Annotated in this window: 20 protein-coding genes and 1 riboswitch; of the genes, 9 read left to right on the top strand and 11 right to left on the bottom strand. The window is 66.2% G+C overall.

Features of this window, described 5'->3' with window-relative positions:
* Positions 1 to 8: 8 nt before the first annotated feature.
* Both LFT46_RS11100 and LFT46_RS11105 read right to left on the bottom strand, forming a co-directional pair.
* Positions 9 to 551 carry a PadR family transcriptional regulator gene (locus LFT46_RS11100; protein ID WP_236798498.1) on the bottom strand — a complete coding sequence of 181 codons (543 nt, stop codon included), beginning with the start codon at positions 549 to 551 and terminating at the stop codon, positions 9 to 11.
* A gap of 75 nt (positions 552 to 626) precedes the next feature.
* Positions 627 to 1,430, bottom strand: a complete 804-nt coding sequence (locus LFT46_RS11105; protein WP_236798499.1) for a thioesterase family protein — start codon at positions 1,428 to 1,430, stop codon at positions 627 to 629.
* A 157-nt stretch (positions 1,431 to 1,587) separates the two neighbouring features.
* Between LFT46_RS11105 and LFT46_RS11110 the strand changes: the two genes are divergently transcribed.
* Positions 1,588 to 2,265, top strand: coding sequence for an endonuclease/exonuclease/phosphatase family protein (locus LFT46_RS11110; protein WP_236798500.1), 678 nt, complete (start codon positions 1,588 to 1,590; stop codon positions 2,263 to 2,265).
* Positions 2,266 to 2,301: 36 nt separating this feature from the next.
* Here LFT46_RS11110 and LFT46_RS11115 read toward each other — a convergent pair whose 3' ends face one another.
* Positions 2,302 to 2,817 carry an NUDIX domain-containing protein gene (locus tag LFT46_RS11115; protein ID WP_236798501.1) on the bottom strand — a complete coding sequence of 172 codons (516 nt, stop codon included), beginning with the start codon at positions 2,815 to 2,817 and terminating at the stop codon, positions 2,302 to 2,304.
* A 53-nt stretch (positions 2,818 to 2,870) separates the two neighbouring features.
* On the bottom strand, positions 2,871 to 3,062 hold the full coding sequence (locus tag LFT46_RS11120) for a DUF1918 domain-containing protein (RefSeq protein ID WP_142133702.1): 192 nt from the start codon (positions 3,060 to 3,062) through the stop codon (positions 2,871 to 2,873).
* A 72-nt stretch (positions 3,063 to 3,134) separates the two neighbouring features.
* Between LFT46_RS11120 and LFT46_RS11125 the strand changes: the two genes are divergently transcribed.
* Positions 3,135 to 3,641 (top strand): metallophosphoesterase family protein, encoded by a 507-nt coding sequence (locus tag LFT46_RS11125; protein WP_236798502.1) that lies wholly within the window; start codon positions 3,135 to 3,137, stop codon positions 3,639 to 3,641.
* A gap of 164 nt (positions 3,642 to 3,805) precedes the next feature.
* Complete coding sequence (locus LFT46_RS11130; protein ID WP_236798503.1) at positions 3,806 to 4,699, top strand: glucose 1-dehydrogenase; 894 nt, start codon at positions 3,806 to 3,808, stop codon at positions 4,697 to 4,699.
* A gap of 37 nt (positions 4,700 to 4,736) precedes the next feature.
* Here LFT46_RS11130 and LFT46_RS11135 read toward each other — a convergent pair whose 3' ends face one another.
* The 3 genes from LFT46_RS11135 to LFT46_RS11145 are packed head-to-tail and all read right to left on the bottom strand — an operon-like array spanning position 4,737 to position 6,088.
* Complete coding sequence (locus LFT46_RS11135; protein WP_236798504.1) at positions 4,737 to 5,180, bottom strand: DUF1810 domain-containing protein; 444 nt, start codon at positions 5,178 to 5,180, stop codon at positions 4,737 to 4,739.
* A 21-nt stretch (positions 5,181 to 5,201) separates the two neighbouring features.
* Entirely contained in the window at positions 5,202 to 5,732 is a 531-nt protein-coding gene (locus tag LFT46_RS11140) for a DNA alkylation repair protein (RefSeq protein WP_236798505.1), read from the bottom strand.
* Positions 5,729 to 6,088, bottom strand: coding sequence for a TraR/DksA family transcriptional regulator (locus LFT46_RS11145; protein ID WP_236798506.1), 360 nt, complete (start codon positions 6,086 to 6,088; stop codon positions 5,729 to 5,731). Before LFT46_RS11145 ends, LFT46_RS11140 begins: the two co-directional genes overlap by 4 nt.
* A gap of 290 nt (positions 6,089 to 6,378) precedes the next feature.
* Positions 6,379 to 6,549, top strand: a riboswitch (cyclic di-AMP (ydaO/yuaA leader).
* 3 nt (positions 6,550 to 6,552) lie between these two features.
* Here LFT46_RS11145 and LFT46_RS11150 point away from each other — a divergent pair.
* Positions 6,553 to 7,392 (top strand): C40 family peptidase, encoded by an 840-nt coding sequence (locus tag LFT46_RS11150; RefSeq protein WP_236798507.1) that lies wholly within the window; start codon positions 6,553 to 6,555, stop codon positions 7,390 to 7,392.
* A 109-nt stretch (positions 7,393 to 7,501) separates the two neighbouring features.
* On the opposite strand, the gene LFT46_RS11155 is transcribed toward LFT46_RS11150, so the two are convergent.
* From LFT46_RS11155 to LFT46_RS11170, 4 genes are read right to left on the bottom strand one after another with little or no spacing between them, the layout of a single operon-like run.
* Positions 7,502 to 8,971, bottom strand: coding sequence for a protein adenylyltransferase SelO (locus tag LFT46_RS11155; RefSeq protein ID WP_236798508.1), 1,470 nt, complete (start codon positions 8,969 to 8,971; stop codon positions 7,502 to 7,504).
* Positions 8,972 to 8,974: 3 nt separating this feature from the next.
* A complete protein-coding gene (locus LFT46_RS11160) occupies positions 8,975 to 9,904 on the bottom strand; it encodes a ribonuclease Z (protein WP_236798509.1) in 930 nt (309 codons plus the stop codon).
* On the bottom strand, positions 9,897 to 10,421 hold the full coding sequence (locus LFT46_RS11165; protein WP_236798510.1) for a mycothiol transferase: 525 nt from the start codon (positions 10,419 to 10,421) through the stop codon (positions 9,897 to 9,899). The genes LFT46_RS11160 and LFT46_RS11165 overlap by 8 nt, the downstream gene beginning before the upstream one ends.
* A 50-nt stretch (positions 10,422 to 10,471) precedes the next feature.
* Positions 10,472 to 10,903: a hypothetical protein gene (locus LFT46_RS11170; protein WP_236798511.1), complete on the bottom strand. Its 432-nt coding sequence runs from the start codon at positions 10,901 to 10,903 to the stop codon at positions 10,472 to 10,474.
* Between the two features lie 129 nt (positions 10,904 to 11,032).
* On the opposite strand from LFT46_RS11170, the gene LFT46_RS21155 reads away from it, so the two are divergent.
* The 5 genes from LFT46_RS21155 to LFT46_RS11190 all read left to right on the top strand — a co-directional run bounded on the left by LFT46_RS21155 (position 11,033) and on the right by LFT46_RS11190 (position 15,303).
* Positions 11,033 to 11,155, top strand: coding sequence for a hypothetical protein (locus LFT46_RS21155; protein WP_272910792.1), 123 nt, complete (start codon positions 11,033 to 11,035; stop codon positions 11,153 to 11,155).
* Positions 11,156 to 11,158: 3 nt separating this feature from the next.
* Positions 11,159 to 12,178 carry an AI-2E family transporter gene (locus LFT46_RS11175; RefSeq protein WP_236819600.1) on the top strand — a complete coding sequence of 340 codons (1,020 nt, stop codon included), beginning with the start codon at positions 11,159 to 11,161 and terminating at the stop codon, positions 12,176 to 12,178.
* Between the two features lie 106 nt (positions 12,179 to 12,284).
* Positions 12,285 to 13,148, top strand: a complete 864-nt coding sequence (locus tag LFT46_RS11180) for a universal stress protein (protein WP_236798513.1) — start codon at positions 12,285 to 12,287, stop codon at positions 13,146 to 13,148.
* A gap of 63 nt (positions 13,149 to 13,211) precedes the next feature.
* Positions 13,212 to 14,747 carry a DUF4389 domain-containing protein gene (locus LFT46_RS11185; protein WP_236798514.1) on the top strand — a complete coding sequence of 512 codons (1,536 nt, stop codon included), beginning with the start codon at positions 13,212 to 13,214 and terminating at the stop codon, positions 14,745 to 14,747.
* A gap of 88 nt (positions 14,748 to 14,835) precedes the next feature.
* Positions 14,836 to 15,303: a universal stress protein gene (locus LFT46_RS11190; protein WP_236798515.1), complete on the top strand. Its 468-nt coding sequence runs from the start codon at positions 14,836 to 14,838 to the stop codon at positions 15,301 to 15,303.
* Positions 15,304 to 15,339 lie beyond the last annotated feature (36 nt).

The following is a 15,339-nucleotide window of genomic DNA, read 5'->3' on the forward strand; positions in this document are numbered from 1 at the left end:
CACCCGGGTCAGTCCTGGGCGAGGATGGCGTAGAGCCGGCGCCGGGCCTCGTCCAGCGCCACTACGGCCTGCTGCACCTGCTCCGGCGATCCGGTCCGGGCCACCTGGGCTGCCGCCTGGGCCAGCTCGATGCCGGCCTTGGGGAGCGAAGCAATTCCGGTTCCGGATTGGGGACCTGCAGGATCCCAGGGCGCAGCACCGTGGCGGGCCGCCACCTCCTCGCGCCCAGCTTCGGTGAGGGAGTAGATCTTCCGGCCGTTGGATTCCTCGGCGCTGATTGTTCCTTCATCGGCCAGCAGCTGCAGGGTGGGATAGACAGAACCTGCGCTCGGCTTCCAGCTGCCGCCGCTGCGCTCCTCGATTTCACGGATGATCTGGTAACCGTGCATGGGCCGCTCCGCGAGCAGGGCCAGGACCGCCGCCCGCACCTCGCCTTTCCCGGCACGGGTTCCCGCCCGCTTTTCGAACCGCGACCTCAGCTCTTCGACGGCCTGCCACATCCCATCGAAATTACCGGGACCGAATCCGCCTGCAGGGTATGACGAACGCATGATGAACTCCTTTGTCAATCGCGAACGATATACAACGATACTCAGCGATACAGGCGGGCACCATAGCTGGGCAGGTCACGTCCTGCGAAGCGTCAGGATCTGTTCGGCGCGGCCGAAGGGACCCTGCCGGTCGTGCAGCACGGTGGATGTGAGGCCGATCCCGTCGCGGCCAAACGACACAGCGTTGTCCAGCCCCAGCCACTCCCCCTCGGGCCTGCGGTACATGTGGATCTGCAGGTCCAGATTGGGAAACGCGTAGCTGTCCTTGCCCGGTGGGACCCGGGCGGCGATGCCGTTGGCGGTGTCCACCATCCCCATCAGCCGTGCGAAATCCCCGCTGTCGGCGCGGTCGGTGAGTGGATGTTCCGTGCGCAGCCACACTTTCCCCGCCCCCGGCCGGTGTCCTTCCGCGACCCGCATTTCCAGGGACCGGATGTAACCGCCGGGCCAGACGGCTGAGCCGTCATAGGGCTTGCATTCGTCAGGGCCGGGTATGGCGGCGTCCTCGACGGCGGCCACCTCACCCGTGTCACTGGTCAGCATCCGCCACCCGGTAGCGCGGATCGCCGTCCTGCCGCCTGCTACCAGCTCGGCCTGCACAAGTTCGATTGTCCTGCCGGGCCGCAGCGTGGTGGTATCGATCCTGAACTCACCGCCCGGGATCAGGCCAAGGATCTCATAGCTGATTCGCGCCATCCGCATGTCTTCGCGCGGCTCGTGCCGTTCCAGCCGGTCCGCCAGAAGGCCGGACGCCGGTGCCATGTGCTGTTCATGGACATTCCACGCTCCCTGGGCATGGATGGTGGACCGGAACGCTCCCTCCCCCAGGTCCTGGTAGTAAAAGTTGCCCCCGGCAAGTTCGGGCAGGTCTGCAGTCAAGGCTGGCCCCTTACGAAACGTTCAGTGAATTGCCACTAACTCTATCCTTCACGGGAACGGCGCGCCGGGACGGCCGGCGAAATGTTGGAGGGTGGGGGCGGCAATCGGACTAGAGTAAGGAACTGGTCCTGTCAGCAACCCTCAAAAGAGGTGTTTCATGCGCGTCATCAGCTACAACCTCCGCAAGCACAATGCCAGCGGCGAGCTCCTCGCCCTGGCACGGAACCATGACATCGATGCGCTGTGCCTCCAGGAAGTGGATGCCAGCGACCTTCCCGAAACCCTGGGCCCCCTGCACCTTGCCGATGCCACCAAGGGCAACCGGTTGGGCCTGGCCATCTATTACCGCACCAGCCGCTTCACTGCACTGGACACCCAGTCCTTCGCGTTGAAGAAGTCCATGCATGACAGGGTGCTGGCCCCGGCCCATGAGCGGCTGATCGGCACCAGGGTGATGGACAACGAAACCCAGCATGAGCTGGTGATCGGCTCCTTCCATGCAGCCCCGCTCACTGCCTCCAACTCGTTGCGGCGCAAGCAGATCCACGCAGCGCACGCCGAGCTGCTGAGCATGGGCAAGGGCCTGATGACCCTGATGGTGGGTGACTTCAACTACCCGTTCTTCACCAAGAACCTTGACATGCATATGAAGAACTCCGGATACGCCCTGTCCCTCAGCAACAGGCGGACCTACACCAGGTACAAGGTGTTCAAGGGCCACTTCGACTTCGCCACGTCACTGGGCCTGGACATCGCCAGTGTGGAGACGCTGCCGCGCGGCAATTCGGACCACCTGCCCATCCTGGTGACGGCCGAGTACGGCGAAGGCTACTAGCAGCGGCGCAGGCCGGGGTTCAGCAGCGTTCCCCGTTCACCAGGACTCTCCGGAATCCAGCCGCGCCAGCAGTTCCGGCCAGGCCGCCGCGAAACCCGGATGCAGCTCCAGGGCATCCACCTCGGCTACCGGGATCCAGAGCAGCGCAATGCTTTCGGGATCGCTGATAATGGGCTCGAAGGACTCCAGCACCCGCACCACCACGGTGGTGTAGGACCAGTAGCCGTGGTCCAGGACCGAGGTGAAGAGCACTTCCACGCTCTCCGACGGGACGGCCGCCTCCTCGTAGGCCTCGCGGAGCGCGCCGTCCACCGCTTCTTCGCCTTCATGCAGCGCCCCGCCGGGAAGGCCCCAGGTTCCCCCGTTGTGGCTCCAGACGGCGCGGTGCTGCAGGAGCACGCCCTTGGCAGGGTCGTAGGCCAGGACGCCGGCCGCACCGAACCTGCCCCAGTACCGGCCCCGGTCCCCTTCCACCCAGGCGTCACCCGGGTCGCGCGGACCGGAGCGGGGCGGTGGGGTGGATGACGTGCTGGAGTACGGAAAGTGGTCCATTCGTCCAGTCTGACAGGTGGAGCGGCGGGGCGCAGTCCCGCTTGCACCGCCGGTCAGGTGTTGTGTGCACGGTCGACGGCGAAATCGCCGCCGGGATACATGACCGTTTCGTGCCCGTCGTCAAAGCGGACAACATAGGGCGGGCTTCCGCCTTCGCCGCGGACTTCCAGGATCACCCCGTGCCGGTCCGAGGACCCTACGGTCCTTCCGTGCACGACGATGCGGTCGCCTTGGGCTGCCTCCATGGCAATCACCTCCCAGCCCCAGAGTACGACTGCGGTGGGCGCGGGAACAGGGCTTCATGGCAGGATGCGGATATGCCCTTGAACCTTGTCCTCATCGCCGATACCCACGTGCCAAAACGCGCCAAAGACCTTCCCGCCCAGGTGTGGCGGGCCGTTGAAAATGCCGATGTGGTGCTCCACGCCGGTGACTGGGTGGACGCAGCGCTGCTGGACGAATTCGAGCGCCGAAGCAGGCGCCTGCTGGGCGTGTATGGGAACAATGACGGCGCGGAGCTGCGCCGCCGCCTTCCTGCAACGGCCAGCGCGACCTTGGAGGGCGTCCGGTTTTCGATGGTCCACGAGACAGGGCAGGCGAAGGGCCGCGAACTGCGGTGCGAAGCGTTGTATCCGGAAGCCGATGTCCTGGTGTTCGGGCACAGCCACATTCCCTGGGACACCGCGTCGCCGAACGGGCTGCGGCTGCTGAATCCCGGGTCGCCCACGGACCGCCGCCGGCAGCCCTCCTGCACATTCATGGAAGCCGTGGTCGACGGCGGGCGGTTGGCGGAGGTCAGGCTGGTCGAAGTACGGCGGGACTGACGCGGCCACGCCGAAGGACCGCTTGGCAGGGCGGGGTTACATTGCCTAGGCTGGGAACGGTAAGCATGCTTAGCTTTTTGGCTCACTGTGATCCATGGATCGCAGGCTGCTTCAATTTCCGGGGCGACGAACCAGCCCGAGTCCGCACGAACAGGAGGACCACCATGACTGACCAGTACACCTTCCGTAATCCCGTGACTGCCTACGAAAAGATTTCCCCGCCAAAGCAGCACCAGCCCGAGCCGGGCCTCGACGCCGAATTGACACCCAAGGCTGACCTGGGCGAAGAAACGTACCGCGGAACGGGACGGCTGGAAGGCCGCCGCGCCATCGTGACCGGCGCGGACTCAGGCATCGGCGCCGCAACTGCCATTGCCTTTGCAAGGGAAGGCGCCGACGTCGTCCTTTCCTACCTGCCCCAGGAAGAGGAGGATGCCTCCCGCATCGCCGGGATCATCGAGGCCGCGGGCCGCAAGGCCGTCAAGGTGCCGGGCGACCTCAAGGATTCCGCCACATGCCGGGAAGTCGTTGATACGGCGGTTGCCGTGCTGGGCGGGGTGGACATCCTGGTCAACAACGCCGGGAAGCAGGTGGCCCAGGAGGACCTGCAGGACATCACCGACGAGCAGTTCGACCACACCCTCAAGACCAACGTGTATGCGATGTTCTGGTTGACCAAGGCCGCCGTCCCGCACATGCCGGCCGGCTCAACCATCATCAACACCACCTCCATCCAGGCGTACAACCCGTCCCCCACCCTGGTGGACTACGCCACCACCAAGGCCAGCATCAACAACTTCACCAAGGGACTGGCACAGCAGCTGGCACCCAAGGGAATCCGGGTGAATGCCGTGGCCCCGGGTCCCATCTGGACGCCATTGCAGGTCAGCAGCGGCCAGCCCAAGGAGCAGCTGCCGGAATTCGGCCAGTCGACTCCCCTGGGCCGGGCAGGACAGCCCGCGGAGCTGGCACCCGCCTACGTCTTCCTGGCTTCACCCGAGTCCAGCTACGTGGTAGGGGAAACACTGAACGTCAACGGCGGCAGCCCCACGCCCTAGCCGGTTCCCCGGGCCTGGCTGATCCGCCAACCCGGCGTCAGCCAGCGGCCTGGCCAGCCAGGATCTCATCGGTGGCAGGGTCAGGCTCGCCGTCGAAGAACTGGGCCAGGACAGTCTTGAACACTGTTTCTCCGGGTGCCGCCCGGAGAAACAGTGTCATGGACGACCGCAGCTTCCTGGCATCGATGCCGCCGAAGATGTCCTCCGCGGACTGGTCTGCATGGTTGGCCAGGACCAGGGCGCACTCCAGGAGCCGCGGCCCCAGTACCTCATGATCCAGGTAGGCACGGGCCTCTGCGAGTGAGGAGATGGCGTATTTGCGGGACATTGCGCTCTGCCCCAACCCGGAAATCTGCGGGAAGACGAACCACATCCAGTGGCCGGACTTCCTGCCGACCTGCAGCTCCCCCAGCGCCTGGTCATAGGTGCCGCCGCTGTTTTGCGCGGCAACAAAACGGTCAAGGTCAAAGTGCTCATTCATGCGGATCTCCCGGTTTCGAGGTCAAAGGGTCAAATCTTTTTCAAGGGCGGCTGCCGCCGCCTGAAGCTGCGGGTCGGGGTCGTCCCGCCACCGAGCCAGGACCGCGTTGGCCCGCTGCCGCTCGCGCTCCCCGAGGCCGGACAGCAGCGGCACCAGGACGTCGCCCAGGAGGGGCTGGATCAGGTCTGCAGCCTGGGCAGAACGAAGGAAGCCTTCCAGCCGGGTCAGGTCCGAGTGCCTGAGCAGCCGCACCCGTGACTGCAGCAGCACCACGGCCGCCAACCGGCGCTCAAACACGGGGCGGGAGCCGGGCCGGGGCTGTCCCCACAGGGTGGACGCAAGCATCACCGTGGTGTCGTGGTCCAGGTTCTTGAATTTGCGCAGGGCATCGCGCACCGTGCCGCGCACCGCTCCGATGGAGGAACCGTAAGAGTCCAGCACCCAGCCAAGCCGGTTCCCGACGTCGTCCGCCCGGTACCAGGCGCCCTCGTTCTGGAGGGTCCGGTCAACGAACTCCGCCGCCGCGGACACCACATCCGCAGGGCCAGTCATCGTCCCCGACCGGACGAGGCGTGGCGGATACAAAACGGTGTCCAGGGGCGCGCTTCCAGCCTGCCCTCCGCAATGGGCTCCCCGCACACGGCGCAGGCTCCATAGGTCCCCGCTGCCAGGCGGGCCAGCGCCGCGTCAATCTGGTCCAGGCCGGCCGAGCTCTGCTTCAGGAGCGCCGAAGCCTGCGAGAGCTCAAACGCGATCGTGGCCCCTTCGGGATCGTGCTCGTCATCGACATTGGAGTCCTGCCGGGCCGAATTCGCTGCCTGGATGTCAGCCCGCAGCGCCGGCAGCAACTCCAGGCGCCGCGCCCGCTCCTCTTCGAGCAGTACCCGGAACCGGTCGAAATCTGGCATACAAACAGCCTAGCGGTCGGATCGCGGAGCGCCTGAATGGAAACGGCCAGTGCGATGGAGCCGCGGCAAACATCCCGTGTCCGTGTCCGGGCCGTTACCTATCCTGCAAGCCCGGCTATTAGCCGAGGTCGACACCGGTAACAGCCGTAACGTCCAAACGTTTGCGGAATTCGAGAGGGGAACCTCGTATGTTATCCAAATGTGACAATGCCACCGCATGTGGGTTATGGTCTTCAGGTGTCCCTCTCAGACGGGACATTCCCATCAGTATGCCGAGCCCTGCCACTGATCATGGGATACAACCGCTCCAGCTGGCAGGGACGGGGGAACCAAGTTTCCGCGGCCACTTGTGGCCTTGGGGTTAAGTCGATAGCGCCTCCGTCCATTACGGGGTTGCTTCCGGCCGGGTATCTCCAGCCCGAACCCGACAGCTCACCCCGCAGGCATGGGAGAGGCGATCAACCGTGTCAAAAAATTCCACCACTGCCCGTCACCGCGCAACTCCGGCCCGCTCCATTGTTCTCGAGGGCCTCGCCGTGACAGCCAAGTCCCAGGCCCGCTCGCTGGGCCGCCCCGCGCTCGCAGTTGCTGCAGCGTCCGGCATTGCCTTCGGCGTCGGCGCCCCGGCCCACGCCGGTGTCACCGGCCCTGACACCACGGAAAAGACCAACGTGCAGGCGTACTCCGCACCTGTTGCGGCCCCGGCAGCGGCAGCAGGCAGCGTCCACACCGTAGTTTCCGGCGATACCCTGGGTGCCATTGCGTCTGCTAATGGCGTCAGCCTGAACAGCGTCCTGTCCGCCAACGGACTGGGCCTGTCCTCGATCATCTACCCGGGCGACCAGATCCAGATCCCCGCCGCCGGCTACACCGCGGCACCGGCACCGGCTCCGGCCCCTGCAGCAGCACCCGTGCAGACCGCAGCCGCCGCTCCGGCCAACACCGGCATGAACATGTCCTACGCCTCGGCCACCCCCGTGTCCGCCCCCACCGGCAGCGGCACCGGCGCTGCCATCCTGGCAAACGCCTACGGCCAGCTGGGCATCAAGCAGGACTGCACTGCCATGGTTGAGAAGGCGCTGCGCTCGGTGGGCAAGTCCGTTGGCGATCTTGCCCCCACCCAGTTCTTCCAGTACGGCACCGTGGTCGGCGCTCCTGCGCCCGGCGACCTGATCATCACCTCCGGCCACGTTGGCGTTTACGCCGGCAACGGCCAGGTTGTCAGCGGTGGCGTGAACGGCTACGACACCCAGGTGCACTCCATCAGCTGGCTCGGCGGCTACTCAGCGGTCCGCGTCGCCTAGTCTTCGCATCACCGCAGGCGCCCAACAGCGCAGGCATTAGACAGGAGGGCGGCAGCCGGTCATCCGGCTGCCGCCCTCCTGTCGCATCCGCCGCCTGCCCCCGCAGCCGTCAGGTCCCGCAGAAGGTCATATAGTTGCCGAAGTCCTCGGGGGCGCCTTCGGCGTAGCGTTCCAGCCCGGGCCGCTCGGTGAAGGGGTCACTGACTGCCTCCAAAAGCTGCTGCAAGGGTGACAGGTCTCCGGCCGTGGCAGCGGCCAATGCCTCCTCCACGAGGTGGTTCCTGGGAATGTACGCCGGGTTGACGTTGTCCATCAGCTCCGCGTCCGGTTCGAGTGCCTGCCACCGCTCCGCCCAGGAATCAAACGCAGCCAGATCAAGAACCATGCCGCGCACCGGACGAAGGTCGCCACGGGCGGCCTTGCCCAGGTTACGGAAGAAGAGGGTGTAGTCCACGGGACCGTCCTTCAGGATGGCAAGGGCGCCGTCCACCAAAGCGGACGTGGTTTCCTCGTCACTTCCCCCGCGGCTGCCAAGGCCGAGCTTGGCATTCATGCCACCGGTCCACGCCCTGCTGTAGTGGCCCCGGAAGCCGCCGAGCACCTCCACTGCGGGCGCAACCGCCTGCTCCTGGGCTTCATGGATGAGCGGCAGCATCGCCTCGGCGAGCCGGGCAAGGTTCCATTCAGCAAGAACCGGCTGGTTCGCGTAGGCGTAGCGGCCGCTGACGTCGATGGAACTGTAAACGGCTGCGGGATTGAACGCGTCCATGAACGCGCACGGGCCGTAGTCGATGGTCTCCCCTGAAATGGTCATGTTGTCCGTATTCATGACCCCGTGCACGAATCCCACCAGCATCCAGCGGGCCACCAATTCCGCCTGGGCCGAGACGACCGAGGCGAACAGCTCAAGGTAGGGGTTGTCGGCGTCGGCGGCGTGCGGGTAATGCCTGCTGATGGCGTGGTCCGCCAACCGCTTCAGGAGATCCATGTTTTCGGTGGCACGCGCGTACTGGAAGCTGCCCACGCGCAGGTGGCTGCTTGCCACCCGGGCCAGGACGGCGCCCGGCAGCATGTCGTCGCGCCGGACTTGGCGGCCTGTTGCCACGACTGCGAGCGAACGGGTGGTGGGGATGTGCAGGGCGTACATCCCCTCGCTGACGAGGTACTCGCGCAGCATAGGCCCGACGACGGCACGGCCGTCCCCGGCGCGGGCGAAAGGCGTGCGCCCCGAGCCTTTGAGGTGGAGGTCAAGGAGCCGTCCGTTGCGGTCCGTGACCTCACCCAGCAGGAGGGCCCGTCCGTCCCCGAGCAGGGGTGAGTATCCTCCGAACTGGTGGCCTGCATACGCCTGCGCAACGGGCGTGGCGCCAGGCGGAACATGGTTTCCCGCCAGCAGCCGTACACCTTCGGGGCTGCGCAGGTACTCCGGGTCCAGTCCCAGCTCCCGTGCCAGCTCCTCGTTCAGGACAAGGAGCCCTGGGTTGGGGGCTTCCTCGGCCTGCCAGGGAACAGCGAGTTCTGACAGTTCACGTGCGAAGCGGCCATCAAGGGCCACTGTGGATTCAGCTGCTGCCGTCATGGTTTAAACCCTATCGCCGTCGTTATGGCCCGCCGCTTCCCGCTCCGGTTGCCGCCGCGGGGGAACGGCTATGCGCTGCAGGTCATGGGCTGCAATGACGGTGGTTCCCCCAGCACGTGCCTGCGCCTGCTCCGCAAGCCGGGACATGTCGTCGCCATAGCGTGCGGAAAAGTGTGTGAGCACCAGGGTCCGGGACTTTCCGGATGCCGCCAGCTCCCCTGCCTGTCCGGCGGTGAGGTGCAGGTACTGCTTCGCCAGCCCGCCGTCGTCGTCGCTGAAGGTCGACTCAGCGACCAGCAGGTCGGTGCCGTCGGCCAGTTCCTCCGCGCCCGGGCACGGCGCGGTGTCCATGATGAACGCGAAGCGCTGGCCGGGCCTGGGAATGCTCATGTCCTCCACCGTGACTGCTCCGAGGTACCCCTGGCGCTGCAGCGTGCCGACGTCGGGCCCTTGGACTCCTGCCGCCCGCAGCCGCTCCGGTAGGAAGGTGCGGCCGTCAGGCTCGGTGAGCAGGTATCCGTACGTTTCAATGCGGTGCCTAAGAGGCCGGATCTCGAGGCCGTCCGCCACGGGGCCGGAGCCGGAGTACGGATGGAGCCGCAGGTCGATGCCGGGTGAACTGACCGCCAAGAGGGCCCGGACCACCTGGTCTCCGGAGGCCGGGTAATGCAGGTGAACGGGGTGTGCGGCGCCGTCCAGGGCCATTCGGGACAGTACCCCCGGCAGGCCGTAGCAGTGGTCACCGTGCACGTGCGTGAGGCAAATCCTGGTGATGCGGCTGGCCGACACCCCGGCATGGATCATCTGGCGCTGGGTGCCCTCGCCGGGGTCAAACAGAAGTCCTTCGCCGTCCCAGCGAAGGAAGTAGCCGTTCTGATTCCGTGTGCGCGTAGGAACCTGGGAGGCCGTGCCCAGCACCACGAGTTCACGCACCGGGGGCGTCCGCCATCTCCGCATGCAGCCCTTTGGCGTAGGCAGCCTGGCCAAGGTGCTGCAGGCAGTCCCCCAGGATGCTGACCAGCCGCACCCCAAGGGTTACGGGCGGGTCCCAATGCCTGTCGACCACACGGTCCAGGTCCGGATCATCAATACCTTGCAGGGCCCTGGCGGTCTGCCGGTGGACCGCATCGTAGTATTCCTGCAGGACTTCGCCGGTCGCCCTGACGGTGTCCACCTGTTCACTTGTGTGGCCGTAGCCCGTGTCCCGCTCCGCCAGCGGGAGCCCGAAACGGGATACAAAGCCTTCTCCCGTCCACACCTGCTCCAGCCCGAAGGCGGAGGCCACCTGCGCATCTTCCACCCGGCCCGTGTGCCAGATCAGCCAACCGATGGAGTTGCCGTTGCCGGCAGGGCGGCGCTGCAGGTCCGCCTCGCTGAGCCCCTCCAGAACTTGGCGGACGAGGGCCGGGAGCCGGTCGAAGGCCTCCAGCAGCAGTTCCTTGGATTGCATCTGTCTCCCTTCCCACCGGTCCGGACCCCGCGGGCCCGGACCTTCAGCTGCTAGCGTTCCAGGTCGTCGGGCTCGAATTGGCTGAGCGGCGAGCCGCCGAAGTTTTCCTCGTCGTCACTGGCGTCCGCTTCAGGACCGGTGGGGTTTTCGCCGAAATCGACATCGGCCGCTGCCTCCCCAAGCGTGGGCGTATCCGGGGGCACCTGCTCGTCGCCGGCGCGGTAGCGGGCCTGGGCGCTTTCGTCCCGCAGTGTCTGGTCGCTCAGGAAGTCCTCCTCTTCACCCGAGACGGCCTCGTCCTGCAGCAGGGGGTCCTCCCGCCAGCGTTCCGGATTGTTCTCCGCAGCACCGGGGTAGTTGTCGGGTTCCCCCATCACGGGGTCCAGTTCCAGGGACGATGCCGCGCCGGGAGTTTCATCGAGAAGCACGTCGTCCTCCTCCACAACTTCCAGCTCATCGTCAGGGACGTTCTGCTCAGTCATGATGATGCCTTTCACGTTGTCGTACAGCGAACAATAGTAAGCATACTGACGAACTGGGGTGGATGTGAACCGTCATGGGTAAGGAACAGGCAAATGGGACAGAACGTGAGGGCAAGCAAGGAGAATCCCATGAAACCGAATATGTCCCCGGACGGGTCCGCGGCACAGCCGTCCCGGCCCCAGTCCTTTACCGCCCGGATGTCCTTTATGTGGACCGATGGATTAGGCCGGGCCAGCATCCGCGCCATCTAGGCATTGTCAGTTTTGGCGCTTGCCTGGGTAGTGGTCTCGGCCGCCATCCGCGTCCCGCTTGTCACCATCCCGGTACTGGTTGCGTTGATCCTCGCGTCGGCGATGGCTCCTGCCGTCCGTTGGCTTGCAGCCCGGGGCTGGCCGCGCGCCCTGGCCGTACTGTCCTCATTCCTGGTGATCCTGGTGGTGGCTGCCGGCGTGGTCGGCGGAATCATCGCCCTCGTCCGGCAGCAGGCCTCCGTCCTGGCAGCCCGGGCAGAAGCAGGTATTGGCCAACTGCAGCAATTCATCACCACCGGTCCCGTGGCCCTGATCAGTGACCAGATCGACGCGGCCCGCAGCGAGTTCCAGAAGTTCCTGGCGGGAGGAAGTTTGGGCGCCGACGCATTGACGGGGCTACGGACGGCCGGGGAAATCGTGGCGGGTTCAGTCTTGACTGCCGTGGTCCTGTTCTTCTTCCTCAAGGACGGTGAGAAGATCCGCGGCTTCCTGATCGGCTTCCTCCCCGGGACCCGCCAAGGAAAGGCGCACCTGGCGGCCGAACGCAGCATCGTGGTGCTGGGCGGCTACGTCCGCGGGACACTCATCATCGCGGCCATCGACGCCATCATCGTCCTGGCCGGGCTCCTGATCCTGCAAGTTCCGTTGGCCGTCCCCCTGGCCGCGGTGGTCTTCCTGGGCGGCTTCATTCCCATTATTGGCGCAACCACCGCCGGCAGCCTGGCGGTGCTGGTGGCCCTGGTGGAGAACGGGCCAGTTCCCGCGCTGGTGGTTTTGGTGATCCTGGTCGCGGCCAACCAGTTTGAGCACCATATCCTCCAGCCCTTCTTCATGGGCCGGGTCCTGCGGATCCACGGGCTGGTGATCATCCTGGCACTGGCCGCGGGGGCGACGCTGGCAGGCGTCATCGGTGCGCTGCTGGCCGTGCCGCTGGCCGCCGTCGGCTGGACCATCTACAAGACGCTGGCCGAAAGGGAAACACCCGGCCCGGAGCCTATTGCTCCGCCAGCGCCCGGCGCGTAATGCGCCCTGAACAGCGCTTCTGTGACTTCTGGCCCTAGAGCACCGGTGGCACCCGGGCCAGTCTTGAAAGGCAGGAGCCAGTTAAAGACAAGCAGGAAGCGCGGCCATGACATCCCAGAAACCCATTGCTGTGGGCACCAACGACTCAGCGCAAAGCCAGTCCGCCGTCCTGTGGGCCGCCCGGCGCGCCCACCGCGCAAACCTGCCCCTGGTGATCCTCCACGTGGTGGACGACCGGTGGGTTGCCGAACCCTACCCGTGGTTCGGAACGCTTCAACAGGCCGGGGAAGAACTCCTGAAGACCGCCGCCGGACGCCTCGAAGGAACGGTGCCCATCACCGCTGAAACAGAGTTGCTTACCGGCAGCGTGGGTGGATCCCTGGCCAAGTACTCCAAGAGGACCTCGATGATGGTCATCGGTTCCGGCAGCGGCCATCTCGGCGGCACCCTTGCCGACCGCGCACTCCAGGTGGCCACTGCCGCCAAAGTCCCTGTGGCCGTCGTCGGAACCCAGGACCTTGAAGGCAGGGCCGGAGTGGTGGTCGGCATCGACGGATCCCCCGAGTCGACCCAGGCCGTCGCCTTTGCGGCCGCGGAGGCAGACCGCGAAGGCGACGAACTCACTGTCGTTTATGCCGTTGATGTCCCGGATCCTGTCATCGACGCCGGCCTGTCGCCCGCAGCCATGGCGGACCTCATCGCTGACGAGGAACGCGTGGTGCTGTCCGAAGCGGTGGCAGGGCTCAAGGAAGACTACCCGGACCTGATCGTGCACCAGCGCCTTGATACCGAACGGCGCGCGGTGGACGCCCTGGTGGAGGCCGCAGCCGGGGCAAGGCTGCTGGTGGTGGGCAGCCGCGGCCGGGGCGCCTTTAAACGCCTCCTGCTCGGTTCCACCGCTCACGGCGTCCTCAAGCACCTTCCGTGCCCCGTGATCATCACCCGGACTGACGCTGCCCGCACGATGTAGGCTGCACCGCCTGCCGGTCCTCCTGCCGGCACTCCGTATTCCGTACGCCGAAGGTTCGACGCCATGAAAAAGCCCGCTGCCATCATCATGCTGATCCTCGGGATCCTCATCACGCTCCCCGGTTTGGCCGCACTGGCGGGCGGAGCCGTGGCCTCAGCGGTGGGAACCATCCAGGGCGACGGCTACCTGACGTCCGGTACGTCACGGTTTTCCGTCAATTCCTTTGCCCTCACCTCGCCTCGGGCCGACGCCATCGGCGAGGACGTTCCCGGCAGGCTGCCCTTTGACATCGGAAAGCTGAGGCTGCGGGCTGCATCAGTAACGCCGGACAAGCCCGTGTTCATTGGCATTGGCCGGCAGGCCGACGTGGAGCAGTACCTGTCAGGCGTGCATCACTCGGAGCTGCTGAACATCCGGCAGCAGCCCTTCCGTGCGGACTACCGCGACGTTCCGGGCAACAATCCTGCAACCCCGCCTGCCGACCAGCGCTTCTGGAGCGCCTCCGCAACAGGATCCGGGCAGCAGGAGCTCACCTGGAACATCGCGCCCGGCGCCTGGGAAGTGGTGGTGATGAACGCCGACGCCTCCCAAGGGGTGGATGTGCGGCTGCAGGCAGGCTTCCACTCGGACCTCTTCCAGCCGGCAGCAACGGGCCTGCTGGTAGGCGGGATCATTGCCTTGGTGATCGGCATTCCCCTCATCATCCTGGGGGCGTCCGGCCTTGGACGGCACGCCGCGCATCCTTCCGCAGGACCACCTGCCGGTGAGCCTCCCTACAGCGGGCCGGCGGGAGGCGCACCTGTGTACCCGGCGCCGGTGGTCGGAGCACCCCCGGCACCCGGGGCCGCGCCGCCCTCTGAAACCTTCACCCCGGTGCCAGGTGCCCCCGGCTACCCCGCAAGGCTCTTCGGGGACATCGACCCGGCCCTGTCGCGGTGGATGTGGCTGGTGAAGTGGTTCCTGGCGATTCCGCATTTCATCCTGCTCTTCTTCCTCTGGTTCGCCTTCGTCATCACCACCATCGTGGCCGGGTTCGGCATCCTGTTCACCGGCCGCTACCCGCGGGCACTGTTCGACTTCAACGTGGGCGTCATGCGGTGGAACTGGCGGGTGGCGTTCTACGCCTACGCCGCCGTCGGCACCGACCTGTACCCGCCGTTCACACTGAAGCGCACCAATTACCCCGCCGACTTTGACGTCGACTACCCGGAGCGGCTGTCCCGCGGCCTGGTCCTGGTGAAATGGTGGCTGCTGTCGATCCCGCACCTGCTGGTGGTCGCTGCCTTTACCAACACCACGTGGCGGTGGCGGGCGGAAAACAACTTCGGCGGGACGACATATGTCCAGGAAGCGGGCCCGTCCCTGCTGGGGCTGCTGGTCCTGATAGCGGCAGTGATCCTGCTGTTCACGGGCCGCTACCAGCGCCCGCTGTTCGATTTCATCCTCGGCGTTGACCGCTGGATCTACCGGGTCCTGGTGTACACCGCACTGATGCGGGACGAATATCCGCCGTTCCGGCTGGACCAGGGCGCAACCGAACCGGCATGGTCCGGGGTGGCCATTCCGCCGGCCGGCGTGCCCCCTGCCGGGGCGCCGTGACCTTGGACCCTGGCCCGGTCCCACTCGTGCAGGCAAGATAGGCGTGACAGCGCGGGTTAAAGCAAGCGGGCGGACCAAGGGAGCGGAAATGAGCATTGCCGGGGCACCAATAGCCAGGATCGTGGTGGGCGTAGACGGATCGGAAGCATCCGTGGAGGCCCTTCGCCAGGCGCAGCGGCTCGCCACTCCCCTGGGCGCAAAGGTCCAGGCAGTGGCCTGCTGGGAGTACCCGCAGATGTACAGCGGCTACGTCATGATGGGCATCGAGGGCTTCGAGGAGGGCGCCAGAAAGGTCCTGGACGAGGCCGTGGTGCAGGCGTTCGGAGCGGAGACGCCGGCAAATGTCACCTCGTCGTTGATCCGGAGCCACCCCCGTGAAGCGCTGATCGATGCCAGCCGCGACGCGGACATGATCGTGGTGGGGCGCCGCGGGCACGGCGGGTTCGGTGGCCTGCTCCTGGGCTCCGTAAGTTCCGCCATCGTGGCCCACGCCCATTGCCCGGTCCTGGTGGTGCACACACCAGAGGAGCACTCCGAAGCCGCCGGAAACCACTGACCAGGACAGCTGCGAAGACGGTAATTAACGTCCGGG

This window comes from Arthrobacter sp. FW306-07-I (assembly GCF_021800405.1).
Lineage (GTDB): Bacteria > Actinomycetota > Actinomycetes > Actinomycetales > Micrococcaceae > Arthrobacter.